At 39.8% G+C, this 24,663-nt stretch carries 26 protein-coding genes, 1 pseudogene and 2 riboswitches; of the genes and pseudogenes, 15 read left to right on the forward strand and 12 right to left on the reverse strand.

Translation table 11 applies throughout. The features are described from left to right. Window positions 1–28: 28 nt before the first annotated feature. From BLW54_RS06280 to BLW54_RS06290, 3 genes are all read left to right on the forward strand, one after another. Window positions 29–1,009 (forward strand): L-lactate dehydrogenase, encoded by a 981-nt coding sequence (locus BLW54_RS06280; protein ID WP_035509113.1) that lies wholly within the window; start codon window positions 29–31, stop codon window positions 1,007–1,009. A 34-nt stretch (window positions 1,010–1,043) separates the two neighbouring features. Beyond that, the gene (yqgO, locus tag BLW54_RS06285) at window positions 1,044–1,229 is read left to right on the forward strand and encodes a protein YqgO (protein WP_035509111.1); all 186 of its coding nucleotides are present in this window, start codon (window positions 1,044–1,046) and stop codon (window positions 1,227–1,229) included. A 107-nt stretch (window positions 1,230–1,336) separates the two neighbouring features. Next, window positions 1,337–2,869 carry a rhomboid family intramembrane serine protease gene (locus BLW54_RS06290; protein WP_035509108.1) on the forward strand — a complete coding sequence of 511 codons (1,533 nt, stop codon included), beginning with the start codon at window positions 1,337–1,339 and terminating at the stop codon, window positions 2,867–2,869. Here the strand turns inward: BLW54_RS06290 and BLW54_RS06295 are convergent. Beyond that, window positions 2,863–3,723 (reverse strand): hypothetical protein, encoded by an 861-nt coding sequence (locus tag BLW54_RS06295; RefSeq protein WP_035509106.1) that lies wholly within the window; start codon window positions 3,721–3,723, stop codon window positions 2,863–2,865. The two genes, BLW54_RS06290 and BLW54_RS06295, sit on opposite strands and share 7 nt — an antisense overlap. Window positions 3,724–3,893: 170 nt before the next feature. On the opposite strand from BLW54_RS06295, the gene BLW54_RS06300 reads away from it, so the two are divergent. The 6 genes from BLW54_RS06300 to BLW54_RS06325 all read left to right on the forward strand — a co-directional run bounded on the left by BLW54_RS06300 (window position 3,894) and on the right by BLW54_RS06325 (window position 10,418). Then, window positions 3,894–5,345 (forward strand): spore germination protein, encoded by a 1,452-nt coding sequence (locus BLW54_RS06300; protein WP_035509104.1) that lies wholly within the window; start codon window positions 3,894–3,896, stop codon window positions 5,343–5,345. Window positions 5,346–5,411: 66 nt separating this feature from the next. Next, entirely contained in the window at window positions 5,412–5,621 is a 210-nt protein-coding gene (locus BLW54_RS06305) for a YqgQ family protein (RefSeq protein ID WP_035509103.1), read from the forward strand. Window position 5,622: 1 nt separating this feature from the next. Further along, window positions 5,623–6,582 carry an ROK family glucokinase gene (locus tag BLW54_RS06310; protein ID WP_035509101.1) on the forward strand — a complete coding sequence of 320 codons (960 nt, stop codon included), beginning with the start codon at window positions 5,623–5,625 and terminating at the stop codon, window positions 6,580–6,582. A 296-nt stretch (window positions 6,583–6,878) separates the two neighbouring features. Then, on the forward strand, window positions 6,879–8,759 hold the full coding sequence (locus BLW54_RS06315; RefSeq protein ID WP_035509099.1) for an LTA synthase family protein: 1,881 nt from the start codon (window positions 6,879–6,881) through the stop codon (window positions 8,757–8,759). Window positions 8,760–8,929: 170 nt separating this feature from the next. Beyond that, window positions 8,930–9,616: an ABC transporter ATP-binding protein gene (locus BLW54_RS06320; RefSeq protein WP_035509097.1), complete on the forward strand. Its 687-nt coding sequence runs from the start codon at window positions 8,930–8,932 to the stop codon at window positions 9,614–9,616. Between the two features lie 13 nt (window positions 9,617–9,629). Beyond that, on the forward strand, window positions 9,630–10,418 hold the full coding sequence (locus tag BLW54_RS06325; protein ID WP_051744270.1) for an ABC transporter permease: 789 nt from the start codon (window positions 9,630–9,632) through the stop codon (window positions 10,416–10,418). A 161-nt stretch (window positions 10,419–10,579) separates the two neighbouring features. Here BLW54_RS06325 and BLW54_RS06330 read toward each other — a convergent pair whose 3' ends face one another. Next, window positions 10,580–10,744, reverse strand: a complete 165-nt coding sequence (locus tag BLW54_RS06330; protein ID WP_071414044.1) for a DUF2759 domain-containing protein — start codon at window positions 10,742–10,744, stop codon at window positions 10,580–10,582. Between the two features lie 238 nt (window positions 10,745–10,982). Here BLW54_RS06330 and BLW54_RS06335 point away from each other — a divergent pair. Further along, window positions 10,983–11,605 (forward strand): annotated as a pseudogene (locus BLW54_RS06335) (MBL fold metallo-hydrolase). Between the two features lie 57 nt (window positions 11,606–11,662). On the opposite strand, the gene BLW54_RS06340 reads toward BLW54_RS06335, so the two are convergent. The 7 genes from BLW54_RS06340 to comGA all read right to left on the reverse strand — a co-directional run bounded on the left by BLW54_RS06340 (window position 11,663) and on the right by comGA (window position 15,980). Continuing rightward, window positions 11,663–11,908, reverse strand: a complete 246-nt coding sequence (locus BLW54_RS06340; RefSeq protein WP_035509092.1) for a DUF2626 domain-containing protein — start codon at window positions 11,906–11,908, stop codon at window positions 11,663–11,665. A 578-nt stretch (window positions 11,909–12,486) separates the two neighbouring features. Continuing rightward, window positions 12,487–12,906, reverse strand: a complete 420-nt coding sequence (locus BLW54_RS06350; protein ID WP_035509084.1) for a ComGF family competence protein — start codon at window positions 12,904–12,906, stop codon at window positions 12,487–12,489. Continuing rightward, window positions 12,890–13,219 carry a hypothetical protein gene (locus BLW54_RS06355; RefSeq protein ID WP_035509082.1) on the reverse strand — a complete coding sequence of 110 codons (330 nt, stop codon included), beginning with the start codon at window positions 13,217–13,219 and terminating at the stop codon, window positions 12,890–12,892. Before BLW54_RS06355 ends, BLW54_RS06350 begins: the two co-directional genes overlap by 17 nt. Next, window positions 13,206–13,673 (reverse strand): competence type IV pilus minor pilin ComGD, encoded by a 468-nt coding sequence (gene comGD / locus BLW54_RS06360; protein ID WP_074733481.1) that lies wholly within the window; start codon window positions 13,671–13,673, stop codon window positions 13,206–13,208. Before comGD ends, BLW54_RS06355 begins: the two co-directional genes overlap by 14 nt. Then, window positions 13,648–13,947 carry a competence type IV pilus major pilin ComGC gene (gene comGC / locus BLW54_RS06365; RefSeq protein ID WP_035509079.1) on the reverse strand — a complete coding sequence of 100 codons (300 nt, stop codon included), beginning with the start codon at window positions 13,945–13,947 and terminating at the stop codon, window positions 13,648–13,650. Before comGC ends, comGD begins: the two co-directional genes overlap by 26 nt. A gap of 16 nt (window positions 13,948–13,963) precedes the next feature. Further along, window positions 13,964–15,016 (reverse strand): type II secretion system F family protein, encoded by a 1,053-nt coding sequence (locus BLW54_RS06370; protein ID WP_244153486.1) that lies wholly within the window; start codon window positions 15,014–15,016, stop codon window positions 13,964–13,966. After that, a complete protein-coding gene (gene comGA / locus BLW54_RS06375; protein WP_074733483.1) occupies window positions 14,970–15,980 on the reverse strand; it encodes a competence type IV pilus ATPase ComGA in 1,011 nt (336 codons plus the stop codon). The genes BLW54_RS06370 and comGA overlap by 47 nt, the downstream gene beginning before the upstream one ends. A 95-nt stretch (window positions 15,981–16,075) precedes the next feature. On the opposite strand from comGA, the gene BLW54_RS06380 reads away from it, so the two are divergent. Together BLW54_RS06380 and BLW54_RS06385 are read left to right on the forward strand one after the other, a co-directional pair. Then, complete coding sequence (locus BLW54_RS06380; protein WP_051744272.1) at window positions 16,076–16,558, forward strand: shikimate kinase; 483 nt, start codon at window positions 16,076–16,078, stop codon at window positions 16,556–16,558. Between the two features lie 51 nt (window positions 16,559–16,609). After that, window positions 16,610–16,795 (forward strand): YqzE family protein, encoded by a 186-nt coding sequence (locus tag BLW54_RS06385; protein ID WP_035509077.1) that lies wholly within the window; start codon window positions 16,610–16,612, stop codon window positions 16,793–16,795. Window positions 16,796–16,875: 80 nt separating this feature from the next. Here the strand turns inward: BLW54_RS06385 and BLW54_RS06390 are convergent, their stop codons facing one another. Continuing rightward, window positions 16,876–17,679 carry a YqhG family protein gene (locus tag BLW54_RS06390; protein WP_074733487.1) on the reverse strand — a complete coding sequence of 268 codons (804 nt, stop codon included), beginning with the start codon at window positions 17,677–17,679 and terminating at the stop codon, window positions 16,876–16,878. Then, window positions 17,676–19,319 (reverse strand): DEAD/DEAH box helicase, encoded by a 1,644-nt coding sequence (locus BLW54_RS06395; protein WP_074733490.1) that lies wholly within the window; start codon window positions 19,317–19,319, stop codon window positions 17,676–17,678. The genes BLW54_RS06390 and BLW54_RS06395 overlap by 4 nt, the downstream gene beginning before the upstream one ends. Before the next feature lie 166 nt (window positions 19,320–19,485). Then, window positions 19,486–19,575: riboswitch (glycine riboswitch) on the forward strand. Window positions 19,576–19,578: 3 nt separating this feature from the next. Next, window positions 19,579–19,670: riboswitch (glycine riboswitch) on the forward strand. Window positions 19,671–19,733: 63 nt separating this feature from the next. On the opposite strand from BLW54_RS06395, the gene gcvT reads away from it, so the two are divergent. Genes gcvT through gcvPB form a run of 3 tightly spaced genes read left to right on the forward strand, consistent with a single transcriptional unit; the run spans window position 19,734 to window position 23,660 of the window. Continuing rightward, window positions 19,734–20,837: a glycine cleavage system aminomethyltransferase GcvT gene (gcvT, locus tag BLW54_RS06400; protein ID WP_083391489.1), complete on the forward strand. Its 1,104-nt coding sequence runs from the start codon at window positions 19,734–19,736 to the stop codon at window positions 20,835–20,837. Window positions 20,838–20,854: 17 nt separating this feature from the next. Continuing rightward, window positions 20,855–22,204, forward strand: a complete 1,350-nt coding sequence (gcvPA, locus tag BLW54_RS06405) for an aminomethyl-transferring glycine dehydrogenase subunit GcvPA (protein ID WP_074733492.1) — start codon at window positions 20,855–20,857, stop codon at window positions 22,202–22,204. Beyond that, on the forward strand, window positions 22,197–23,660 hold the full coding sequence (gene gcvPB, locus BLW54_RS06410) for an aminomethyl-transferring glycine dehydrogenase subunit GcvPB (RefSeq protein WP_035509070.1): 1,464 nt from the start codon (window positions 22,197–22,199) through the stop codon (window positions 23,658–23,660). The genes gcvPA and gcvPB overlap by 8 nt, the downstream gene beginning before the upstream one ends. A 279-nt stretch (window positions 23,661–23,939) precedes the next feature. On the opposite strand, the gene BLW54_RS06415 is transcribed toward gcvPB, so the two are convergent. Next, complete coding sequence (locus BLW54_RS06415; protein WP_074733494.1) at window positions 23,940–24,320, reverse strand: rhodanese-like domain-containing protein; 381 nt, start codon at window positions 24,318–24,320, stop codon at window positions 23,940–23,942. Window positions 24,321–24,663: the final 343 nt, after the last annotated feature.

Below are 24,663 nucleotides of genomic sequence, written 5' to 3' on the forward strand. Positions count from 1 at the left end.
GTAAGCAATACGATAAGGAGTGTTCAGGATGGATCATGTGAATCGAGTGGCACTTATTGGTACAGGAGCAGTAGGATCTAGTTATGCATTCGCACTATTAAATCAGGGAGTCGCCGATGAACTGGTCATGATTGATGTGAATAAAAGGAAGTCTGAAGGCGATGCGATGGACTTAAATCATGGTTTAGCTTTTACTCCAGCAAACAAGAAAATATGGTTTGGTAATTATGAAGATTGTGAAGATGCCGCTCTTGTAGTTATTACGGCAGGGGTAAATCAAAAGCCTGGGGAAACCAGGTTGGACTTACTTGAAAAAAATACAGCTATATATAAAACAATTGTAGAATCAGTCATGGCGAGTGGCTTTGATGGATTATTTATTGTAGCCACGAATCCTGTGGATATTTTAAGCTACATGACCTGGGAATTTTCTGGCCTTCCTGCACATCGAGTCATTGGTTCTGGAACCATCCTGGATACCGCTCGTTTACGTTTCAAATTAAGTGAATACTTTGGTATCGATACACGGAATGTCCACGCTTATATAATAGGGGAACATGGGGATTCTGAACTCCCCGTTTGGAGTCATGCCAATGTTGCCGGGCGATCTGTGTTCGATCGCGTCCATGACCACCCCGATCAATATAATGTTAAGGATTTAGAAGGTATCTTTGATCTGGTGAAAGATGCTGCCTATCACATTATTGAACGCAAAGGGGCGACGCATTATGGAATAGCCATGGGCCTCGTCAGATTAACAAAAGCCATTCTTCATAATGAACATGCTGTTTTGACTGTTTCTGCTTATGTTCATGGACAATACGCAGTTGATGATTTGTATATAGGGGTACCCGCTATCGTCAATCGCGAAGGGATTAAAGAAGTTATTGAACTTGATTTAGATCCAAATGAATCGGAGAAGTTTAGAGAATCTGCCGCTTTATTAAAGAACACGATGGATCCAGTCCTTCACAACAATATGCATAAGGATACATCTTCAAGAGAATGATAAGTTCACCTAATAATAAGAAGAGGTGGATGAAATGCGTCAATTTATCAGATGGTTTATGATCATCGGTTCGGTTACAGCTACGATTTATAAGTATCGATACAAAGCTCTTGACATTGTAACAAGAGTTCCGGTACTAAGAAAACTGCTGGTACGTTTGTCCATGAATGTTCCTTGGATAAGACACCGATTTCTTTCTCAAATGTTTAGAGGACTTTGAATATATTAAGCTGTCAGGATTTTCTCCTGACGGCTTTTTCAATGCTTGGAGATAGCTACTGAATAATGGAGCATGATATGATGAGGTGGATTGAGGGGGTAACCAAAGTGTTTATTAAACAAGAGTTTTATTTATGGAAATTGACCTATGACCTAGTTGTTTCGCAAGGTTTTCAAGTGCTGAACATGAGTACAGAAAGAGGAGAGGTATGGCTGGAAAAGGAACATGAGTGGCAAACCCATGTCATTCGTATTTCTCATAAGCAGGTCAATTGGAAAAATGAGTTGAAACGTGAGTTGGAGAAAGCGTATAGGCAGCTCACTCAAAATAAAAAATTATTCCGTGGGGGAAAAGTACAATTTCACGTGCTGTATGTTTCCGAATATCCTCCAGTTGAGGAGTGGCAAAGCGTTAAAGAAGGGTTGTCTACGAAGAAACTTCCGATCCATCTTTATTATATGGACGATGAGCAAAAATCTAATGAGCAAAAACGTTTATACCGTGCCTTTAAATTAGAAGAGCCTTTGATTGATCATGGTGTGGAGGAAGCTGAAATGGAAGCGTTAATTCCGTACCTTAAGCATCAGCTTGTGAAGGAACAGCAGGAACAAAGAAAAAAGGTGATGTCACTTTTTGATTACGGTAAACCCCGGATGACATTTTTCTTATTAGCTGTAAATATTCTTATCTTTCTATATATAGAGTGGGTAGGTGACAGTACATCTGTAGATACCTTAATCGACTACGGCGCTAAATTTAATCCTGCTATCATGGAGGGAGAATGGTGGCGGATTGTAACTTCTATGTTTCTTCATATAGGTATTCTCCACCTTTTTATGAATATGTTTGCCTTATATTATTTGGGGACTGCAGTAGAAAAACTCTATGGAACATGGAGGTTTACATTAATCTATGTTTTTGCTGGCTTATTTGGAGGTGTTGCCAGCTTTATGCTCAACCCTCATGTAGCTGCGGGGGCGTCCGGCGCTATTTTTGGATTATTTGGTGCTCTATTATTCTTTGGAGTCCAACATAAACAGCTTTTTTTCCGGACCATGGGCTGGAACTTGATTACCATCGTTCTTATTAACATATTGTTTGGTCTTCTTGTCCCTCAAGTGGATAATGGTGCTCACATCGGTGGAATGGCTGGAGGGTTTATTGCCACAGCAATGGTTCGATTGCCTAAACAAAAAAATACTTCTAAGCAGTTAGTCGCCGTTTTGATTTATGTCCTTACGATTTGTACGATGGCTTTCCTTGGTACTTCTGGTGTTTTGAATACAGAAGAAGCCCTGACAAAAGTAGAGGAGACCAAGGAGTTGAACGACACGGAGGCGTATGAGGAAGCGATCGAAAAAACGACTCAGGCGTTACCAGAGGCTGGCAGATATGAAGCACCGCTCCTTTTCAACCGGTCTTTCGCTTATTTGCAAACGGGTGATATAGAAGCGGCACGAAAGGATCTTCTAAGAGTCATTGAGCTTTCGCCGGATACAGCAGAAGCGCATTATAATTTAGCCTTAATCTATCGACAGGAAGGGGAAGATGAGAAAGCGGTTGAATATGCTGAGCAGGCCAAAAACATTAACCCTGATCAAGAAGATTTCGGGAAATTATATGAAGAATTACTTCAGTAACGTTGAATGAGACGGTGTTTTTTTCCTGTATCGTCTTCATAAAGAACGATGAGATGTTCTCCCTTTTTGTCAAAAAGAATAAGTGGAATATAACTTTGAATCGGGTGGGAGGATTTTGTATCACTGATGCCCAACACATAATTTTTATATAATCCTTCCCACAATTGTCCTTTAATCCTTTCCGAGTCTTCTTCTTTTGTACCTGGAAGTGGTTGTTCTTCGTAGTCCGCTAATTTCGTCAAGGGAACTAACGTGTAGGCATCTTTATTGATTCCATAGTTGGTGATCAATTCTTCCCATTGGACTTCAAGTTGTTGACGAATGGAATGGTCCAAGCGTTTTTTCCATTCTTTTTCCTCTTCATTTGAAGGTTTTTTAAATGCAGTCCTTTTTGTATGAGGAGAATCAATCACATATAGTTCATCCTTGGAGGTTGCCTGGATGCTTTTAATAGGATCTTTTCCTTTATGGATTTCCCCATGGTGAAAGGAAATCGCCTGGTATTTCTGACTGTCTTCACCATGCAGGGAGGTTTCTTTTTCAATCTCTGCTGTATTTTCCTCCCATTTACTAACGACTCCTTTCAATCGTCCATTCACATATAACAAAGAAACATCCTGCCTTAAATACATAGATTTGTTACTCTCAGAGCCCATATTCCATGAAATTTCGTATTCATCATCATCTTCTTGTGAGGCAAAGTTTAAGGAGGTCCCAAATGATTTAAAGCCGCTGCCTTCGTCTAAAGGGAAATATTTGATGACAGCCTCCTCTTTAAAATAATAGGTATAAGAAGCAATAAGGATCGCTAGAGCTAAAGGTCCTAATATCCAATATAACCATACTTTTCTCATACTACCCTCTCCTTAATAAATCCTTAAAGTACAATCGGTCATCTTGGTATCTCTATTGATAGATATGAGTGAACTGAAATGGACATGCAAGTGAATTATGAAAAGCGGAGATGTATGTTTTCTTTGATTTTGATAAAACTAATCGATGCATGCATCAAGGAGGTGTGGGAATGGAAAAGCAACGCCTGTTCGAAAATTACGAGAAAAATGTGGCCTATATGAGGGAGCGCCTTGGAGTTGAAGAAAGTTTTGATATCGTACATTTAGATTTAGTCTACGCAGGGCGTGGCATGTCCCTATTTATGGTAGATGGCTTCGTTAAGGATGACATCCTTCAAAGAATTATGAAGCTTTTATCCCGATTGGATGAAGGTCAATTGGATCCTGATCCTCTAACACAATTATTGAAGACACACATTCCATATGTTGAATTAGAAAAGGAAAAAGATTTAAATAAATCGGCAGATATGGTTTTAGCTGGTCCTACGGCTTTAATTGTTGAAGGTGTCGATGAAGTCATCCTTATTGATGCCCGTACATATCCTGTTAGAGGTCCAGAGGAACCTGACTTAGAGCGGGTAGTCCGTGGATCCAGGGATGGATTTGTCGAAACATTAGTTTTTAACACGGCCCTGACCAGAAGAAGAATCCGTGATCGTTCATTGCGTATGGAATACCTACAAATCGGCAGGCGATCACAAACGGATATTTGTTTATGTTATATCAAGGAAATTGCTGATGATCACCGAGTGAAGTATCTACAGAAGATTCTTAAGGAAATAGATACAGATGGACTGCCAATGGCTGAGAAAACAATTGAAGAATATATTAGTGAACAATATTGGAACCCCTATCCGGTGATTAGGTATACAGAACGGCCGGACACGGCTGCAGCTCATTTATATGAAGGACACGTTTTAGTCATCATAGATGGCTCACCAAGTGTGATGATTACCCCTGCTACTTTTTGGCATCATATGCAGCATGCAGAAGAATATCGACAAAAACCTCTGGTGGGAGCCTATTTGCGATGGGTGAGGTTTTTTGCCTTCTTTGCATCTATTTTTATTTTGCCGCTCTATTTTCTTTTTTCTATGCAGCCTGATTTATTGCCAGAGTCTTTATCATTCATTGGACCCACTGAAAATGGGACAATCCCCTTAATCGTTCAATTTCTAATTGCTGAAGTGGGGATAGACATGCTAAGAATGGCCGCTATTCATACTCCTACCTCATTAGGGACGGCTTTAGGTCTTGTAGCCGCTATTTTAATTGGACAAGTAGCCGTCGATGTAGGGCTTTTTTCAAGTGAAGTCGTTCTTTATTTAGCGCTGGCCGCTATCGGTACTTTTGCAACACCAAGTTATGAAGTAGGACTCGCTGATCGAATATCTCGTATTGCGCTATTATTAATAACCGGCTTGTTTGGTCTAAAAGGGTATGTAATAGGAGTGACATTTTGGCTGCTCTATATCACAAATATGAAGACTTTCTTTACTCCTTATTTATGGCCGTTTATGCCCTTCTCCTGGAAGCCACTCAGGGATGTCCTTATCCGCTCGCCGATCCCATTAAAAAATAGAAGACCTGCGTTTCTTCATCCTAAGGACCCTGATCGTTAATCGATCAGGGTTTTTTACGTTTTCAACCGGGGGAGGTATTGGTATAATGTTATGTGGTGATAAAAAATGAAAACGATTTATGATGTGCAACAATATTTAATGAAATTTGGTACGATGATTTACATAGGTAACAGAGTAGCTGATTTAGAAATGATGGAAGAAGAAATACGAGAATTGTACAAAGCACAATGTATGACCTCAGAAGACTATCAAATGGCGATGTTGTTACTACGCGGAGAAATAGCGAGACAGAAAGATCGTAAAATAGGGGAGTGAAATAATGGAACACTATTTTATTGGCGCAGATATCGGGGGGACCACGGTTAAACTAGCCTTCATTAGAGAAGATGGGGAAATCACGAAAAAATGGGAAATCCCTACTAATACGGAAAAAAAGGGAGAGTCGATTCCCGCTGATATTGCGGAGTCGATTACAGAAAAGATGGAAGAAGATCGCATGGATAAAGAATTAATTTTGGGAATCGGGGCAGGTGCTCCGGGCTTTGTTGATACAAAAACAGGATATATACATGAAGCTGTTAATATTGGCTGGAAGGATTTCAACTTTGGCCCTTTGTTAAGTGATTTGACTGGTTTCCCTGTGTGGGTGGACAATGATGCCAACCTTGCAGCGTTAGGAGAAAACTGGCTTGGTGCAGGGAAAGGGTGTACGGAATTAATCGCTGTTACTCTAGGAACAGGAGTTGGCGGAGGGATTATTGCTAACGGCCAAGTTTTGAATGGAGCCAATGGTACTGCAGCTGAACTCGGTCATGTTACGGTCATTCCTGAAGGAGGCGCACCATGTAATTGTGGGAAAACAGGCTGTTTAGAAACTGTGTCTTCTGCTACAGGTATTGTTAGAAGAGGGAAAGAAATGATCGGCGATTATCCTGAGTCTACGTTACATCCCCACATTAAGACGGGTGCTCTTACAGCTAAGGATGTTTTTGAAGCTTCAAAAGCTGGGGATGAAGCAGCAAAGCAAGTCATTAATGAAGTGACCGATGTTTTAGGAATGGCTATTGCGAACATGGCTATCGCTATCAACCCGGAAAAAATTGTGATTGGCGGAGGAGTTTCTAAAGCAGGAGATTGGTTGCTTGAGCCTCTTGAAAAATCCTATAGGAAATACGCCTTGTCAAGAACTGCTGAAGCCTCTACATTTGGTATAGCCGAGTTAGGAAACGATGCAGGTGTCATTGGCGGTGCTTATTTAGTGAAGAAGAATAGATAAAAAGTTGGAGCTTGGGGCTCCAACTTTTTATGTTTCACTTCCGAAAATTTTTGTAACCAGAACTTAACCATTGGGACTTCTGTTTATAATGTTTTTATCTTATCATAATAAAAGGCCTCCACCATTCATTTGAAATTAATGGAAAATGATAAAATGATGAAACCTTTGTGGTACAATTTACGTCATATAATAGGAACCTGTTTAATAATGATTATAAGTGGAATTTTATAAAGAAAATATGGGGTAGGGTTAATTTTTTGTAAATTGGCCACCATCGTACTAGAGGAGGAACCATTATGCAGTGGAGAATGAAGAACGTCCCTTTATTCATCATCGCGACATTGTTATTTGGTTTAAAGACTTATGTCGTGTATAGATTTATGTTTGATCTATCCATTGAAAATCCAATGCAAGAATTTATATTGTTTTTTAATCCAATCGCCAGTGCCTATTTAATTTTTGCAATTAGTGTGTGGATGAAACCTAAGAATCAAATGAAGTATCTGCGATGGACAGTGTTACTTGGCTCATTGATTTTATTCTTGAATTTAGTTTTCTATAGAAACTTCACAGATTTCATTACCATCCCTGTGTTATTTCAAGGAAATAATGCAGCTGATTTGACCAGCAGTTTTCTAACTTTGGTCCATATCGAAGATCTTTTTATCTTTGCTGATGTGGCCCTTGTCTGGTATTTGAGTAAGCAAAAGTTTGATCTTTCTGTCAAACTACCGAAACGCGGAAAGATTGCAGCTACGGCTGTTACTTTCTTGCTTTTAGCCGGGAACGTTGTCCTTGCTGAAATCGAGCGGCCAATGCTTTTCGTACGAGCTTTTGACCGCGAATATTTAGTTAAAAACATTGGTGTGTATAACTACCATCTTTATGATGCAACGATGCAGACAAAAACCAAAGCCCAGCGTGTGTTTGCTGATGGTAGTGAAGTTAGTGAAATTGAGAGTTATTTAAAGGAAACGTCCCCAGATAAACCGGATAAAAATGGAGAACTTTATGGGATTGCGGAAGACAAAAACGTTATTTTTGTCAGTGTAGAATCGTTCCAGAACTTCTTACTTGATTCCGAAGTTAATGGCACAGAAACGACACCATTTTTGAATGAGTTGAAAGAAAGTAAAGATACAATTACATTTGAAAACTTTTACCACCAAACGGCACAGGGGAAAACCTCTGACTCAGAGTTTATCGTAGAAAATTCCTTGTACCCGTTAGGGAGAGGGGCTGTTTATTTCACTCATGCAGCTAACGAATATAACGCACTTCCGGAGATTCTTAATGAAGAAGGTTATGAGACGTCTGTATTTCACGCAAATAATGCAAGCTTTTGGAATAGGGATGTCATGTATGACAATATTGGGTACGATGAGTTTTATGATGAGAAGTCTTATGAAGTCACACCGGAAAATTCATTTGGATGGGGGCTCGAAGATAAAGCATTCTTTGAGCAATCTATAAAATATTTGCAATCACAAGAAAAACCTTTTTACAGCAAGTTCATTACTTTAACCCATCACTTCCCGTTTGAACTTCCTGAAGAAAAGGCTCATATTGATAAATACGATTCAAATTCAAAAACGCTAAATTCCTACTTTCAAACGGCCCGATATACAGATGAAGCGTTAGAACAATTCTTTCAGCAATTGAAAGATGCCGGACTTTATGAAGATTCCATTATCATCCTTATGGGGGATCATTATGGTATTAGTGATTTTCATAATAAAGCGATGGGGCAGTTCCTAGGAAAAGAAGTTGACCCATATGTCCAGACTCAATTGCAGCGTGTACCATTCATGGTTCATATTCCAGGGTATGAAAAAGGCGGCGTTAGAGACAAAGTAGTCGGTCAAATCGATGTTAAACCTACGCTTCTCCATTTATTAGGAATTGAGGAAAGCGGGGATATGACATTTGGTGATAACATGTTCGCTAAGAAAAAGAAAGATTTTGTGGCTCTTAGAGATGGAAGTTTTGTTTCAGAGGAATATGTGTATACAAATGAAGTGTGTTATGATCGATCAACTGGAGAGCCTTTGTCTGAAGCAGAAGCAGAAGCTTGCCAGCCTATCAAAGAAAAAGTGACCCAAGAACTTAGTTATTCAGACAATATCATTTACGGAGACCTTTTCAGATTTTATGATTTTGATAAAGAAGAAGAATAACAGGAAGCCGCTATGACAAATTTGTCGTAGCGGTTTATTCTATATATGAGTCCTTTAGGTTTAGGGTATAATGGTTGTTAATGATAGCTTGTTGAAGATGGAGATATATTCTATCCCTGGAAGGGTCTGAATATCGACAGTGATAAATATTTAGAGAGAGGAAGAAGGAAATGTATCGCTTTGAACACGTGTATCAAGGAGTATTACAGGATATCAATTTTACTATCGAAAAAAGGGATAAGGTGATACTTTTCGGACCATCAGGGGCTGGTAAGAGTACACTTCTTTTTTTGTTAAACCGTTTAAATGACCCGGAGAAGGGAGAAATTTACTACAATGACCAGCCAATTGAGGATCACCCAATTACACAGTTGAGAAAGAAGGTCGGGCTTGTATTACAGGCACCTAATTTGTTTCCCGGAACGGTATGGGATAATATCAAATACGGACCTTCGCTCTTTGGAGAATGGGAAGATCATCAAGGAAAGGAACTGCTGGAATATGTACAATTACCTTCCGATTATTTAAACCGGGACGTCGAACAGCTCTCGGGGGGAGAAAAGCAACGTGTCTCTTTGGCCAGAACACTGGCCAATTCACCTGAAGTGCTTCTATTAGATGAGCCTACAAGCGCGCTTGACTACCGTACAGCTGAAGAAATAGAGGAAGTACTTGAAAATTTAATTGAAGAGCATAAACTCACTATGCTGATGGTGACACATGACCTAAATCAGGCTCGCAGGCTTGGAAGTCGAGGGTTATTTCTAAGTGAGGGACGCGTGGCAGAAGATGGAGAAATTCCTGAAATGTTTGACCAGCCAAACAGTAAAGAGCTCATTAAATTTTTAGAACAATAAAGGAGGGGCACTTTTGGAACCGGAAATATCCAATCAATCACTTTTCTTTTTAATTATCTTTGTAATCGTCCCATTAGCACTTTCGTATTATTATCAACTTGGAGTTAGTAAAAATGTTCTTTGGTCGACATTAAGAGGAACGATACAGCTTTTTGCTATTGGTTACATCTTAACTTTTCTCTTCGACCTTCCAGCGAAATACGGGATTCCGTTTATGTTGACGGTTATGATTATCATTGCTACCTTTCATGCCAGACAGAAAGGAAAGGAGCTTCCTCATGTAGGATTGATACTTTTTGCGGGACTAGTTGTAATTGAATTGGGGGTATTAGGCTTATGGCTGGTCTTTGATATGATTCAATTTAAACCATCTGAAGTTATTCCTATGAGCGGGATGGTGATAGGTAATAGTATGACTGCCATGGGACTGGCTCTCGAACGCATGAAGAATGAGTTTAAAGAAAATAATGGCCGACTGCTTGCTTCCTTATCTCTAGGTGCCGAGCCAAAACAAGCCTCCCATCTTATCATTCAAAGAACATTACACGCTTCTCTAATTCCTAACGTGGACCGTCTAAAAACCATTGGACTTGTTCAATTACCTGGAATGATGACTGGTTTGATTCTCGGAGGAGTTTCACCAGTAATGGCTATTAAATATCAGCTCGTCATTTCATTAAGTATCTTCTCATCTGTATCGTTAAGTGCTATGTTTATTACCCTCTGTATGTACCGATACTTTTTTAATAAAAATAAACAATTGCTACAAACCGCAGAGGAAATCAGCAGCTCTCATTCTTGAGTATAAATCTAAGGGAATAAAAGGGTACAAAGAGAATTGCTTGGACTACGTGGGGGAAGTACTGAAGCTGGTATACCACTACATAGAGATTAAAATCAGTTATTTTTATAATCTTAGTCAAAAAAAAGCAAGCAGTCTCCAGACTGCTTGCTTTCCTCGAACTAACCAAATAAGTTGTACCAGATAGTCATAACGGAGAACCATCCAAAAACCAATGCTGATGCACCGGCAAAAAGCACGGCAAAGAAATTTTTTGTTTTAATTTCGCGAAAGATCGCGAACACACATAAAATCGTAACGAGCAAAAGAAGAATAGCTGTTACCAAGTTCAGCACCCCCTAAGTCTCTTTTCATTATTATCATCCAGAAATGATGAATGTTATACTTTATGTAACGATATTAGGTACTCATCTATTTTATAGTATAAACAGAAAATTGTCGAGTTATCTAAATGTATTTTTTAACCATACCTCCTTCAAAAAAGGGTATGAAAAAGACTTGGAGATTCTAAGATGAAGAATTTCTTGAGTTAAAAATATTTTTTTAAACAAATGAGGTGTAGGAATGAAAAAAATCACTAGGCTTCCGTTGGGACCCATAGCAACAAATGCTTATATCATCCATGAAAATAACGAGGCATTAGTCATTGACCCAGGCGGGGACTTTGAAAAATTGCAAAAATATCTAAAAGAAAGAGAATTGAAGGTTATCGCGATCCTGCTGACACACGCCCATTTTGATCATATTGGAGCGGTAGACCAAGTTCGTGAAAACTATGATGCCCCCGTGTACATTCATGAAAAAGAGGCGGATTGGCTTGGAGACCCTGAGAAAAACGGGTCTGCTTTATTTGGATTAGGTGAAATTACAGCAAAACCAGCAGACCATTTCTTCCAACTGGGACAAATGCAAATAGGTGATTTCTCCTTTGAAGTTCGTCATACGCCGGGTCATTCACCAGGAAGTGTTTCATTTGTATTTCGAAATCAGCGTTTAACGATTGCGGGAGACACACTTTTTCAAGAGGCATTGGCCGGACGGATCTTCCGGGAGGAAGTCGAGCAGAGCTTGAGCAAAGCATTGAAGACCAATTGTTCACCTTAAGAAATGATATGAGAATTTTTCCAGGACATGGACTCCCAACAACTGTAGGTGAGGAAAGAGAAGAAAACCCATTTCTTAATTAAAGGGAAAGAAGAAAAAGAACCTGTCACCCCCCCTGGAAAGGATGACAGGTTCTTTTTTTAGTGTCCGCCAAATCCTGGAACCAGAATAAAGGAACAGTAATACGTGAATCCGATCATGAAGACTGTCAAGTATGAAAAGAATATGTACATATACATACGTTCTGACAGCTTAAGGTAACCAACAGTAAGGAAAAAAGCCGTTTGAACTAGAGATAATAAGGAAGCTTCCATCATATCGCCTGTATAAAACATGACAGCGAAGATGCCTGTCCAAAAGGCCATTACTCGAAACATACGATCCATGCTTTTTTCCCCCTCCTTTTCTATCGTTAAACTATCATCCACATTATAAACGACCCGGATACAATTGTAAATAAAACGTCTTCATCTTTCCTTTTTCAGTATTTGTCTTCCTGTGCTTCCTTATTCTTTAACCATTCTTTGTTTGAAAATAACTTTTCAATTTAATACAATGAGCTACTCTTTTCGCATTTTTCCCTTATTGATTCAGTACACTTCTTTTGTTTCATGAGGAAGACTTTTATGGATGGAAAGAGGTTTTTATTTGTTTATGACTATGACTAGAATACTCTGTTACATTCCAGGTACATATCCATTGATCATCATGAGAACAATCCACTATGGCTTCGCCATCTGGGGTTATGTTTTTAAAGGCATGGTGCTTTTGGGTCTCCGGTAAAGCAGTTAATTCCTGTTCTAAGTCGCGGCGTGAGGTATCAATGATATGTTGTAGGGTGACAGAGGATTGATGACTCTTTAAAAGGAGGAGGTGGTTTTCGTATTGATGTATAGAAAGTAAGGTAATAATGAGTAAAAGAAATGAAAGAAAGAGAACCCATGGAAATACGATTCCTTCTTGATTAAGGAAGGTGGATTTTGCTCGTATATATTTTTTCATTGATCAGTTCTACCTCCATAACAATAAAGAACGAATGTTGCTCAAAGGAAATGGCTTTTACGTCCTGTATGAGTACCTCATGACCCGATCCATCAACCGTACGTCGGATATTTGTTCCGTAGAACTCCAATGAAATATGACGTTGGTTCTGGTCAATAACAGAGATGGATTGGTTCCTGACCGTATATGATTGCGCCTGGTTGATTTCTCCTTGAATGATTTCACTTAATTGATCGACAGATAAAGACGAATATGAATCATCAGGCTTTAAGAGTGAAAACAAGGGGACAGAAAGAGATAAAATTGTAAAACTGACCAAAAGGCTTATCATAACTTCCGATAGTGTGAAACCCTCTTCTGCCCTTTTATTCTCTCTTTGCATGTAAACAGAATTCCTTATTTTGATTTCTATGATTCCTCCATTTGACACAACCTTTTATCCACTCTCCCTCTAATTCATAAAACATAAAGGCCTCGTTTTGAAGTTCTTTTTCTGTAAAAGAAAGAGATTCTCTTATAAGGATTTGCTGATAAAATTCATCATGTAAACGAGTGATGAGTTCACGTTCCATACGGAGATCATTTACCGAGAGCCGAATTCCTGTAAGAACCGGGATGATGTTGAAAATAATGATTAGTAATAGACTAAAGGAAGTTAGGGTTTCAAACATTGTAAACCCATCAGCTTTCTTCAACACGTAACCTGCTGGAACCAAAAGGGAAAACAATTTTGTAGTTTTTTTTGGGAGCCATCAAATGCATCGTACCGGCTTTACGGATCATTCCCTTTTGATTGAATCTTACAGAGGACGGAAGGGTAGTCAATTTCATTCCCCATTTCTCAGGTAGTTTTCTAGTGAAAACCGTCTTACGTTTTTTTGTATCATATAACTCATATGTTCCTTTTTGCTGATAAAAGTTAAGGGAATAATAGATGTGATCATTCATCGTCAAGTGTTGGACCAGCAATACATCCTCTTTGAGCTGCTGAAGGGTCCGGGAGGCTTGGAAGTTTTCATATGTGCGGTATTGCATCGGTATAAAAAATAAAAGAAGGATAGACCAACACATAAGAGCGATGATCATCTCTGAAAATGTATAGGCTTTTTGGCTGTACAGTTGTCTATTCAATGGTTTTAACCACTCCATCTACTAACACCAAGCTTTTTCCATTTGGACATTTTTCCTGGCTTATATAATCTTCTTCAACCAATATTGAGAGGTCATCTGGGTAGACCTTATGATCAATAAAATAGGCCTCAACCTGAGCTTCTGTTGTTTTGATTAATGCTTCACATCCTTTTGCTCTAACTGATGTACTGTTTTTGGACATATTTGGGATGGTGATGATTAAAAGAATAGAAATGACCAGCAGTACAATGAGCATTTCAATAAGAGTGAAACCTTTTTCATTTTTAAACATATTTGTTCCTCCTCGTTTATATCTGGTTCATCCATTGGTATAAAGGAAGCATGATGGATGCATAGATGCAGATAATCATAACCGCAATGAGTATAAAAAAAGCAGGTTGGATGATTTGGAGCCATCCTGTTATTTTTTGATTTATATAATCCATGAAGAATTCAGCTAGGACCTCTAGTTCGTCTTTTAGGGCATGGATGTCATTGGTATAGTGGAACACATTCGTAAGTTCAGGACGGAAAAGTGGACAGGAATATATGGATTGGGCGAAAGTTTTTCCACTGGAAAGATCAGTTAGTATACTTTCACTATAGTAGGAAATGAGTTTATATTGCTTGTGGTCTCTAATCAACTCCAGGCTTTCCTTAATTGTGAGTCCTGCTGTTAGTAAGGAATAGAGATGGGTGGTGAAAAGGAAGGATGCCGAAAAAGACTGATAAAACTTTAAGAGAGGGACCTTTTCATATAAAGGAAGCTTTTTTTGTAAGCTAATCCGAGGTAAGATTATAATAAGTAACCCCCCTGATAGGAATAAAAAGATTGTGGCGGCTCCCATTGCATTTACGGCGTGCATCATATTGACCATCAGTGTGAACGATTGGTTGTTTTGTCCTTCAAAAAGGATGATGAAATTCGGCATTACGGTTCGTTGTAAAACGATGCAGGCGATGACAAGGAAAACAAATAGAAAGAGGGGGTAGCGGAGGACGCGTAGAAAACGGTCTTTGTAATCCTTTTTCATTTGTAGGAGGTCTTTGCACTGCCTAAAACTTTTGGAAAGGTCATGGTGAACCTGGCTGAAATAAAGAAAATTGGTCACAGATAGAGAAAAACGTGCCTTTTGACAGGCGAGATGAATGGGATCACCGGAACGGAGGGATTGTAGAAGGATCTCTGAAATAGGTTTTAATTGTGGATCCCAACCAGTCATTTTGAGGGCCTCTAATAATGGATAGCCTTTATCGAGAATGTGACTGCATCTTTTGAAAAATAAAATTTGATGCTTAACTGATAACGGAGAATCACGAAAACGTGTCCACTTCGCTGCTGGAGATGAAGCCGAGTGCATAAGCTTTCCTCCTTAATTTACTAAATGAATAAAAAGGCTCCTGGGCAGAGGACTCCCCTTTAATGGCTTTTTGTAAACGAACTCCGTCCAATAGTTCAAGTATGGCGGCTCTTTGGGGTAAATGTTCAGCTCCTTCCACTGTAACTAGTTGTTGGGAAGCAATGGCAATCATGGTTTGCTCCATATCTGTTTGTTTAATGTTCATTTCTCTCAGCCGGTGAACAGTGCCATGTGCATCACGGGCGTGGATAGTACTGATAACAAGGTGTCCACTGAGGGCCGCTCGAAATGCAAACTGTGCGGTCGGTTTGTCCCTTATTTCCCCAACCATTAAAAGATCCGGATCATGTCTTAAGGCTGCTTTTAAGCCAGTGTCATAAGTGATCCCGGCCCGCTCATTTACTTGAACCTGGATGATATTATTCAAATTCTTTTCGATGGGATCTTCTAAAGTAATGGCCTGGAAAGAACTTGTGGTCATTAGTGATTGGAGTAACGCGTACAAAGTTGTGGTTTTACCACTACCTGTCGGGCCTGTGAGCAGGATCATCCCATTTCGATGATGAAGCCATTGCTGAATCCTTTCTGTTTGATAAGGAAAGAGAAAAAGTTGTTCGAGAGGAGTATGGTCCATTGGTCTTAATAAGCGAATGGCAAGACTTTCGGTTCCGGTGATGGGAAGTGTTGATAATCGGAGGTCAAAAACGGTTTGGTTGGTTCGATGTTGATAGGTTCCATTTTGAGGGCGTTTATGTTCACCGATATCCATGCCTGCAGTGAATTTGAAGTAGGAGAGTAGCTTTTTATACATAGGAAGGGGCAGACTGGAGTGAAAGATTCTTTTTCCGTGGATGCGAAAATGAATGTACGCCGTTTCATTAAAGGGGGAAAAGTGGATGTCTGTGGCTGTTTGTTGTATGGCGGACACGATGAGGTCATGAGCATAATTAGCGATGGACTTCAAATATATACCACCTCTTTCAAAGTATTTTTACTCCTTCATTCTATTCGACATAAATGTTTGAAATCCTGCAACAATTTTTAAGAGGAGGAATTTTAGTGATTTATTTAATTGGATTTATGGGAAGTGGAAAAACGACAGTGGCAAATGAATTAAGTAAAAAAATTCATTTGCCATATATAGAAATGGATGAGTCCATTGAAAAGAATTGTGGAATGTCTATTAAGGAAATGTTCAAAACACATGGTGAAACGTTCTTTAGGGATAAGGAAACAGAGTTTTTGAAGAGCCTGACAAATAAAGCTATTGTTTCTACTGGTGGAGGCGTTGTCCTGAGAGAGGAAAATCGAGAGTACCTTAAAAATGGTTTAAGCATTTATTTGAAAGCCGAATGGAAAACGATCGTGGAGCGGTTGACTTCGGATACGGATCGACCGTTATGGAAGGGAGATGAGAAAGAGAAAAAACAACGATTTGAGGATAGATTGAAATTGTATAGAGAAGCTGCTAACGAAGTGGTTAGCGTTGATTGGAAAACCCCAGAAGAGATCGCTGATGAAATTTGGGCACGTCTAAAATAAGAAAATCAAGAGCATACTATAAGTACTACTGGCTGAAAAAGAGGGGTTTTCATGAATCAGAACGAGTATGTAAAGTTTTTGACAGAAGAAGTAGTTAAGTACATGCATATGTCTAAAGACGAAAAGCAACAGAGAAAAGAAGCCAAACCTTCAAAAAAATCTTCTTTTTACTGGTTCGGACTTCTCCCTTTTGCTTTAAAGATGTTCAGAAGAAAACGGAAGATCACCAACCATTGAAAAAACAAGAAGGGCCGCTGAGAAGATCAGCGGCTTTTATTATTCTATCGGGGAAATAGATTCAAATGGCCTGGATTCTGTTAGTGAATCCAGGTGGCACTTGTTTCTTGTGAGATGTAAAACATTCCACCATTGATGACTTCCATTTCAATATAAGGTTTGTACCGGTTATCTATCTGTTCGCGTTCTTTAGTGAAGGAGTCGAGGTCGATATCTTCAGACTCATAAAACGATTCAAGTAGTTGCGTTTCCTGTTTTAGGTGCAGCAATGATTCTTTAATCCATTGATTATCCTGCTGGGCTATATAGGTTTCAATATGTCGTTCCATACGTTTATAAGCATTGGACAACGATATAACCGGTGTCATTGGGAAGGTGTAGTCGGACACCGTAGGTTCAAAATCCATGTGTTGAATTTTCTCCATCATGCCGAGCATCATCGTTCCGTGAATTAAGTTAATTCCTATAGAAATTGGCTCATCTTTTGTTTGTTTTCCACGATAATGAAGAAGCGCATTCACGATCAGCCACGGACTCATAGCCCTGTTTTGAGCAGTGAATTCATGAATCACTTCATAAAGTCGAGCGGTTCTACCCTTTTTGATTGCGGTATTATAAAGGGTGTGCAGTTTAGGTGTCCCGGCATGTAAATAGATGCCTCCAGCCTGCTTCTGATCTGTATCTGTAAAAGTGAGCCGCATAGGATCACCTTCTCGATTCATTTTCTTCATATAATGCCAATAGAAAGGGCGATTCATAATTTCTTCGTCCATCTCACTCGTTAATTGGATAGTAAAGTGAGAGGGAAGGTCGTCAATAATGGAGCAACCATAAGATAGAAAGAACTGTTTAACAAACGTTTTATAAGGATTGACGGCATTCAACTCGATTCCCTCCTCTCATTTACTGTATGTTCTACATAACTGACCAGATTTTGTAGTTTGATATCTACTTCTCCCTGGCTGTCGGACTGTTTTAAAATGGATTGGATTTGATGATCAAATGACCCTCCGGGGATTTGTTCAAGAATATGGTCTAAATCTCCCACCGCATTTTTAAACATTTCAATTTTTTCATAGAGCATCTTCATAATATGGTCTTCAATTGTATCTTTGATTGCGAAATTGTATATTTTAACATCGTGTTCTTGACCAAAACGGTGAATGCGGCCAATCCGTTGTTCGAGTCGCATTGGATTCCACGGGAGGTCATAATTGATCATATGGTGGCAGAATTGGAGATTAATCCCTTCGCCGCCTGCTTCTGTAGCTACCATAACTTGAGCTTTTGTTTTAAATAGTTGTTTCATCCAGTCCCGCTTACTTTTATTGAACTTGCCACTGAAGGGGACAGAGGTAATTCCATTTTGCTGTAGGTACCACTGTAAATAAAACTGAGTGGCTCGATATTCAGTGAATACGATAAATTTTTCACCCGTCTTTTCAATCAGCTCTGTCATCCGTTTGGCTTTTATGTGATGGGGGACCTGTCCGATCGCTTCAATATATTCGTCATAGACAACGGCGTTTTCTTCTGAAGCGTTTTTCTTTAATTGATTTAAGGACATGTAACAGGCTTCCCTGGATGAACAGAGTTCTTTTGCCAGTGTAAGCCATGTAAAGGAAGGGTGTCCCGCCTTCAATGATTCCAACTTTTTATACATTTCCATCTCTTCTTCTGTAAATGAAAGCCGTTCGTTGACCACTTTTCGTTTAGAAGAATCAAGTCCAGTATCCTTTCTTCGGTTTCTAATCATTAAATGACCAACTAGGGAGTGAATGTGCTGGATATTGTCCTTTTCCTGAGAGTTTTCCCTGTATTTCTTTTTGAAGTCGGTTAAGTTACCTAAGTAACCAGGCTTTAAGATGGAGACAAGGTTAAACAAGTCGCTTAGTTTATTCTGGATAGGTGTGGCTGTTAAAAGAAGGCAGTAAGTTTTCTTTAAGGATTGGACAAATTGATAGTTTTTGGTCTGGTGATTCTTTAGTTTGTGCGCTTCATCGATGATGATAAGGTCATACTCGATATCAAGGATCGATTCTTTGTGATTTTCTCTTTTAGCCATGTCTATAGATGTCACGGTGACATCCCAATCCTCCCAGGAGGCTTGTTTTTTTCTAGGAGACGCTGCCTGGATATAAAACTTTTCATTTAATTCCTGAATCCATTGATTAACAAGAGAAGCGGGGGTTAAGATGAGCACTTTTTTAGCTCTTCCACGAATCATGTACTCTTTTAAAATCAGTCCGGCTTCCAATGTTTTTCCAAGTCCTACTTCATCAGCAAGTATCGCACGTCCATTCATTTGGTGGACAACAGTTTCCGCGGCTTCCACTTGATGTTCCATAAAATCTACGTGGGGAAGGTGGTCGAGAGCTAGTAGTCCATCAAACTTAGGGACCGTCTTAAATTTGGCTGCTTGATAGGCAAGTTTAAACCCACTCCATGGGGCAAGTTTATCAGGATGGTTTAAATTTTCGCTCAATGTTGGAATGAATGATTGGTCTGGATGAATTTCAATCATGGTTGTACCCTCCATCATTATTTATGATAAAAGATTGTGAATTATTGTAGAATTATAATGTCTTTTGTTACAGACGCGTGATATAATGGTGCTGAAAATAAACAAAACATTGTGTGAACGTTACACAATAGTATGCCCGGTAAAATCTAGAAAAATACGAAAGCGAATGACTGTAAAGGGAGAGACCACGTATGTGGCGCCGAAGGAGCAAGCAATCATTTGTGAATCTCTCAGGCAAAAAGACCTTTATAGGACGCAACTCTGGAGAGTGTTTGCATTTTGTATGCAAACCACCCAAGAAGCAAGCGTCAGGTTTTCCTGACGTCAATCTTTCTGGTGAAACGGACAGAGACTCTCGCGCAAGCGGTGAAGTCTCTTTTTTTATGGGCGAAATCAGTTAAAGGAGTGGGATTATTGACAGATTTAAAACGAACACCTTTATTTGCTGAGTACAAAAAGCTGGGAGCAAAAACCATTGACTTTGGTGGTTGGGATTTACCTGTCCAATTTTCGAGCATCAAGGAAGAACATGAAGCGACTCGCACAGCGGCAGGTTTGTTTGATGTATCCCACATGGCAGAAGTAATGGTGGAAGGAAAGGATAGCCTTAGTTTTTTGCAGAGAATGCTCACCAATGATGTTTCTAAATTAGAACCTGGGAAAGCCCAATACACGATTATGTGCTATGAAGACGGTGGCACAGTCGATGATTTAATCGTTTATCATCTTGCTGAATATAAGTACCTTCTTGTAGTGAATGCAGCAAATCGTGTGAAGGACTATGAATGGCTGAAGAAACACATCCAAGGTGAAGAAGTAACCATCGAAGATGTCTCTGATGAATATGTCCAGTTGGCTATTCAAGGTCCAAAAGCAGAACAAACACTCCAGACTATAACCGATTCAGACCTTTCAGACATTAAGTTCTTCCGTTTCAAGCAGGGGGTAACGTTAAAAGGGGTAGATGGGGAAGCCCTTATTTCTCGCACTGGATACACAGGGGAAGATGGTTTTGAAATCTATCTGCATGCAAATTCGGGAGCTCAGTTGTGGCAGGCCATTCTTGAGGCAGGCGAGCCTTACGGATTAAAACCTGTGGGTCTTGGAGCCCGGGATACCCTCCGATTTGAAGCAAATTTAGCTTTGTATGGTCAGGAACTAAGTGAGAAGGTCACACCAATAGAAGCAGGGCTGAATTTTGCAGTTAAAGTGAATAAAGAAACCGACTTTATTGGTAAAGAGGCTTTAAAACGACAAAAGGAAGAAGGCCCTGCTAGGAAACTGGTTGGAATCGAAATGATGGATAAAGGGATCCCGCGAACACACTATGAGGTTTTGGCTGGAGAGGAAGTTATCGGTTTTATAACGACTGGTACACAGTCTCCAACCTTGGGTAAAAATGTTGGTCTCGCTCTGATTAACAGCCAATATACAGCAGAAGGCACAGAGGTGACGGTTCAAGTACGTAAGCGTAAATTGAAAGCCAAAGTTGTTAAAACACCTTTTTACAAAAGATAACTGAGGGGGATGGAAGTATGGAGTTTCGTTATTTACCTATGACAGACACCGATAAAAAGGAAATGCTAAAGGGGATAGGTGTCCAGGATTCTGATGAATTGTTCTCAGACATCCCGGAAGGCGTTCGTTTGAAGGGTGATCTGGAAATCAAACCACCGAAAAATGAATATCAATTAATGAAAGAGCTGACAGAGCTTGCGGGAAAAAATATAAATTTAAAATCTCATACCTCTTTCCTTGGAGCGGGTGTATACGATCATTACATACCGTCCATTGTTGATCATGTTATTTCCAGGTCAGAATTTTACACCGCTTACACTCCATACCAACCTGAAATTTCTCAAGGTGAATTGCAGGCGATTTTTGAATTTCAGACGATGATCTGTGAACTGACAGGCATGGATGTTGCGAACTCTTCTATGTATGATGGCGGAACCGCCCTCGCAGAAGCTGTTAATTTATCTGCAGGTCAAACGAAGAAAAAGAAGGTATTGGTATCAAAAGCGATTCACCCTGAATCAATGGCTGTCATTCATTCCTATGTGAAAGGGCCTGGAGTAGAAGTGATAGAAATAGATCACAAGGATGGAAAAACGGATGTGAAACAGCTAGAAGAAGAGCTGGATGAAAACACAGCCAGTGTTGTCGTCCAGTACCCAAACTTTTTTGGTCAAATTGAACCTCTAGATGAAATTCGTTCTATTGTTGATACACAAAAGAAAACCATGATGATCACATCCAGCAATCCTTTATCATTAGGCTACTTAACTCCTCCAGGTGAATTTGGAGCAGATATTGTTGTTGGTGATGCCCAGGTATTTGGAATCCCTGCTCAATACGGTGGACCCCATTGTGGATACTTTGCGACAACAAAAAAATTAATGAGGAAAGTTCCAGGACGTCTCGTTGGTCAGACAGTTGACGAGGAAGGCCGCCGTGGCTTTGTATTGACTTTACAGGCAAGGGAACAACATATTCGCCGTGATAAAGCGACGTCAAATATTTGTTCCAATCAGGCTTTGAATGCTCTTGCTTCCTCTGTAGCGATGTCCTCGCTCGGTAAACAAGGGTTGAAAAAGATGGCCTGGATGAATATCCAGAAAACGTCTTATTTAAAAAAACAATTACAAAAGAGGGGCATCGAAATTGTTTATGACGGGCCGTTTTTTAATGAAATTGTTATAAATCTAAACCAAAACATTCAAGAGATGAATAAAGAGCTTCTCACAAAAGGGATTATCGGTGGATACGATCTTGGTGAGGTTGATGAAAACCTCAATGGCTGCATGCTTGTTGCTGTAACCGAAATCCGAACAAAAGAAGAAATGGATACGTTCGTTAAGGAAGTGGGTGATCTTCATGACTAATCAAGACTTTCCGTTGATTTTTGAATTGAGTCAAGAGAGTCGAACGGGTTTTAGTTTGCCGGAATTAGATGTACCGGAAGTGGATGTGGATGAAATGATTGGAGAGGCATATGTCAGAAAGAGTGAACCGAATTTACCAGAAGTAAGTGAGCTTCAAATCATAAGACATTACACAGCACTATCCAAACGTAACCATGGGGTGGATTCTGGGTTTTATCCGTTAGGTTCTTGTACAATGAAATATAATCCGAAAATGAATGAGGATGTTGCCCGTCTTACTGGCTTCAGTCATATACACCCTTATCAGCCGGTAGAGACGGTTCAAGGTGCCTTGCATTTAATGTATGACCTGCAGGAATCCCTTGCTGCTATTACGGGGATGGATACTGTGACACTACAACCAGCAGCGGGCGCTCATGGAGAATGGACGGGGCTTATGATGATTCGTGCCTACCATGAAGCAAACGGCGACTATAATCGTACGAAAGTAATCGTTCCGGACTCAGCTCATGGGACGAATCCAGCTTCTGCGACCGTGGCAGGCTTTGAGGCTGTGACAGTTAAGTCTGATGAGAGAGGACTTGTGGATCTGGAAGACCTGAAACAAGTGGTAGATGAAAAGACAGCTGCTTTGATGCTTACAAATCCGAACACCCTCGGGCTTTTTGAAGAAGATATTGAAGAAATGGCATCCATTGTCCATGGGGCGGGCGGAAAACTTTATTATGATGGGGCAAACCTTAATGCGATACTTGGTTACGCACGTCCAGGAGATATGGGGTTTGACGTTGTTCACTTAAACCTTCATAAAACTTTTACAGGCCCTCATGGCGGAGGAGGCCCTGGTTCTGGCCCGGTGGGTGTTACGGCAGAGTTTGCCGAGTACTTACCTAAACCAATTTTAACAGTGGAGAATGGGCTATATGTATTTGATTATGATCGTCCACAATCCATTGGCCGAGTTAAGCCTTTTTATGGAAACTTTGGGATCAATGTGCGTGCATATACGTATATCCGTACAATGGGTCCTGAAGGGTTAAAAAAGGTGAGTGAATACGCTGTTCTAAACGCGAATTATATGATGCGCCGCCTTCAGGAAGAATTTGATCTTCCTTTTGACCGCCATTGCAAACATGAATTTATTTTGTCAGGAAAACGTCAGAAGAAGTTAGGTGTCCGTACTTTGGATATGGCTAAACGACTGCTTGATTTTGGTTACCATCCACCTACTATCTATTTCCCTATTAATGTAGAGGAAGCATTGATGGTTGAGCCGACAGAAACCGAGTCCAAAGAGACGTTGGATGACTTTATTGATAATATGATACAAATTGCAAACGAAGCAAGAAATGAGCCTGAAAAAGTTCAAGATGCACCTCATACTACCATTGTCAATCGTATGGATGAAACATTAGCAGCACGTAAGCCTGTCTTGAGATATCAAAAAGAAGATTAAAAAACGGGGTCCACATAAAGGACCCCGTTTTAGTTGTTTTTTGAGAGATGATTAATTGAATAAGGACTCTCTTCAAAAGTGAGGGGTAATCATACTTCTTTCCAGGTGGGGTGGTGCTTTGGGCGTTTATGGCTAGGTTCCAGGGCTTTATCTTTTCAACTTCTGGTATGTTTGGTATCTTTATTTCAGTCTTCTAAATGGGAAGTAAGATAGAAGGTGAAAGGAGTTATCTGTGGGCACAAAATAAAAACTCCCGGTTGAGAATCCCGGGAGTCATCATTATTTTTTCGCTTTGATCTTACCTGTCCACTTTTTAAAGCCGCCTTCAAGCATGTTCAGATCTCCATACCCCTGCTTATGAAGCATCATTGCAGCACGAGTAGAACGCGCGCCACTTTGACAATATAGATATACAGGTTTGTCTTTGCGAATTTCAATGAGACGGTTCCTCATTTGTGATAGTGGAATGTTCCTAGCACCTAGAATATGGCCTCCATCAAACTCTTTAGGTTCTCGGACATCAATCAGTTGTGCCTTCCTATACCCTTCGCGGAATTCGCTTTCAGATAGTGTGGTCATAATTTTTCTTGCTTTAAAGAATCTATACAAACCAAAGGCTATAATTAATACTAGAGCCCCAAGTAAGATCCATAATTCCATGTTTCCTTCCCCCTCATTTCTCTATTCCTCTATCTATTATAGGAGGGAATGGACCGTATTTCAAAAAAATTTTATTGAACATTTAAAGAAAATCCTATTTTGTCGAGGACTAGGTTTTTTTGTAGGATGCAAATCATGAAAAAGGTGAATAAATTGACTAAAAATACGTTTTTCTTCAACTCTCTTGGACATACGGCATTTATCTCACGATTTTTTGATTGACAAGTTTCTACTCACTCGTTCAACAGCACAATATATGGTGACTGAAAATTACCACAACACAATATATTGATTACTTTTTCATAGATGTGGTATGTTACATATATCAAATCATTAACTGATG

Origin of the sequence: Halobacillus karajensis (assembly GCF_900108515.1) — a bacterium.
Lineage (GTDB): Bacteria > Bacillota > Bacilli > Bacillales > Halobacillaceae > Halobacillus > Halobacillus karajensis.

What these genes read in the sequence shown, in the direction of transcription:
- BLW54_RS06300 (WP_035509104.1), top strand. Translation starts at nt 3,894, where the DNA reads ATGGAAAAGCAACGCCTGTTCGAAAATTACGAGAAAAATGTGGCCTAT.
- BLW54_RS06385 (WP_035509077.1), top strand. Translation starts at nt 16,610, where the DNA reads ATGAATCAGAACGAGTATGTAAAGTTTTTGACAGAAGAAGTAGTTAAG.
- comGD (WP_074733481.1), bottom strand. Translation starts at nt 13,673, where the DNA reads ATGGAGTGGTTAAAACCATTGAATAGACAACTGTACAGCCAAAAAGCC.
- comGC (WP_035509079.1), bottom strand. Translation starts at nt 13,947, where the DNA reads ATGTTTAAAAATGAAAAAGGTTTCACTCTTATTGAAATGCTCATTGTA.
- BLW54_RS06320 (WP_035509097.1), top strand. Translation starts at nt 8,930, where the DNA reads ATGTATCGCTTTGAACACGTGTATCAAGGAGTATTACAGGATATCAAT.
- BLW54_RS06295 (WP_035509106.1), bottom strand. Translation starts at nt 3,723, where the DNA reads ATGAGAAAAGTATGGTTATATTGGATATTAGGACCTTTAGCTCTAGCG.
- gcvPB (WP_035509070.1), top strand. Translation starts at nt 22,197, where the DNA reads ATGACTAATCAAGACTTTCCGTTGATTTTTGAATTGAGTCAAGAGAGT.
- BLW54_RS06415 (WP_074733494.1), bottom strand. Translation starts at nt 24,320, where the DNA reads ATGGAATTATGGATCTTACTTGGGGCTCTAGTATTAATTATAGCCTTT.
- BLW54_RS06305 (WP_035509103.1), top strand. Translation starts at nt 5,412, where the DNA reads ATGAAAACGATTTATGATGTGCAACAATATTTAATGAAATTTGGTACG.
- BLW54_RS06315 (WP_035509099.1), top strand. Translation starts at nt 6,879, where the DNA reads ATGCAGTGGAGAATGAAGAACGTCCCTTTATTCATCATCGCGACATTG.
- BLW54_RS06280 (WP_035509113.1), top strand. Translation starts at nt 29, where the DNA reads ATGGATCATGTGAATCGAGTGGCACTTATTGGTACAGGAGCAGTAGGA.
- BLW54_RS06340 (WP_035509092.1), bottom strand. Translation starts at nt 11,908, where the DNA reads ATGGATCGTATGTTTCGAGTAATGGCCTTTTGGACAGGCATCTTCGCT.
- yqgO (WP_035509111.1), top strand. Translation starts at nt 1,044, where the DNA reads ATGCGTCAATTTATCAGATGGTTTATGATCATCGGTTCGGTTACAGCT.
- BLW54_RS06350 (WP_035509084.1), bottom strand. Translation starts at nt 12,906, where the DNA reads ATGCAAAGAGAGAATAAAAGGGCAGAAGAGGGTTTCACACTATCGGAA.
- gcvPA (WP_074733492.1), top strand. Translation starts at nt 20,855, where the DNA reads ATGGAGTTTCGTTATTTACCTATGACAGACACCGATAAAAAGGAAATG.
- BLW54_RS06395 (WP_074733490.1), bottom strand. Translation starts at nt 19,319, where the DNA reads ATGATTGAAATTCATCCAGACCAATCATTCATTCCAACATTGAGCGAA.
- BLW54_RS06370 (WP_244153486.1), bottom strand. Translation starts at nt 15,016, where the DNA reads ATGCACTCGGCTTCATCTCCAGCAGCGAAGTGGACACGTTTTCGTGAT.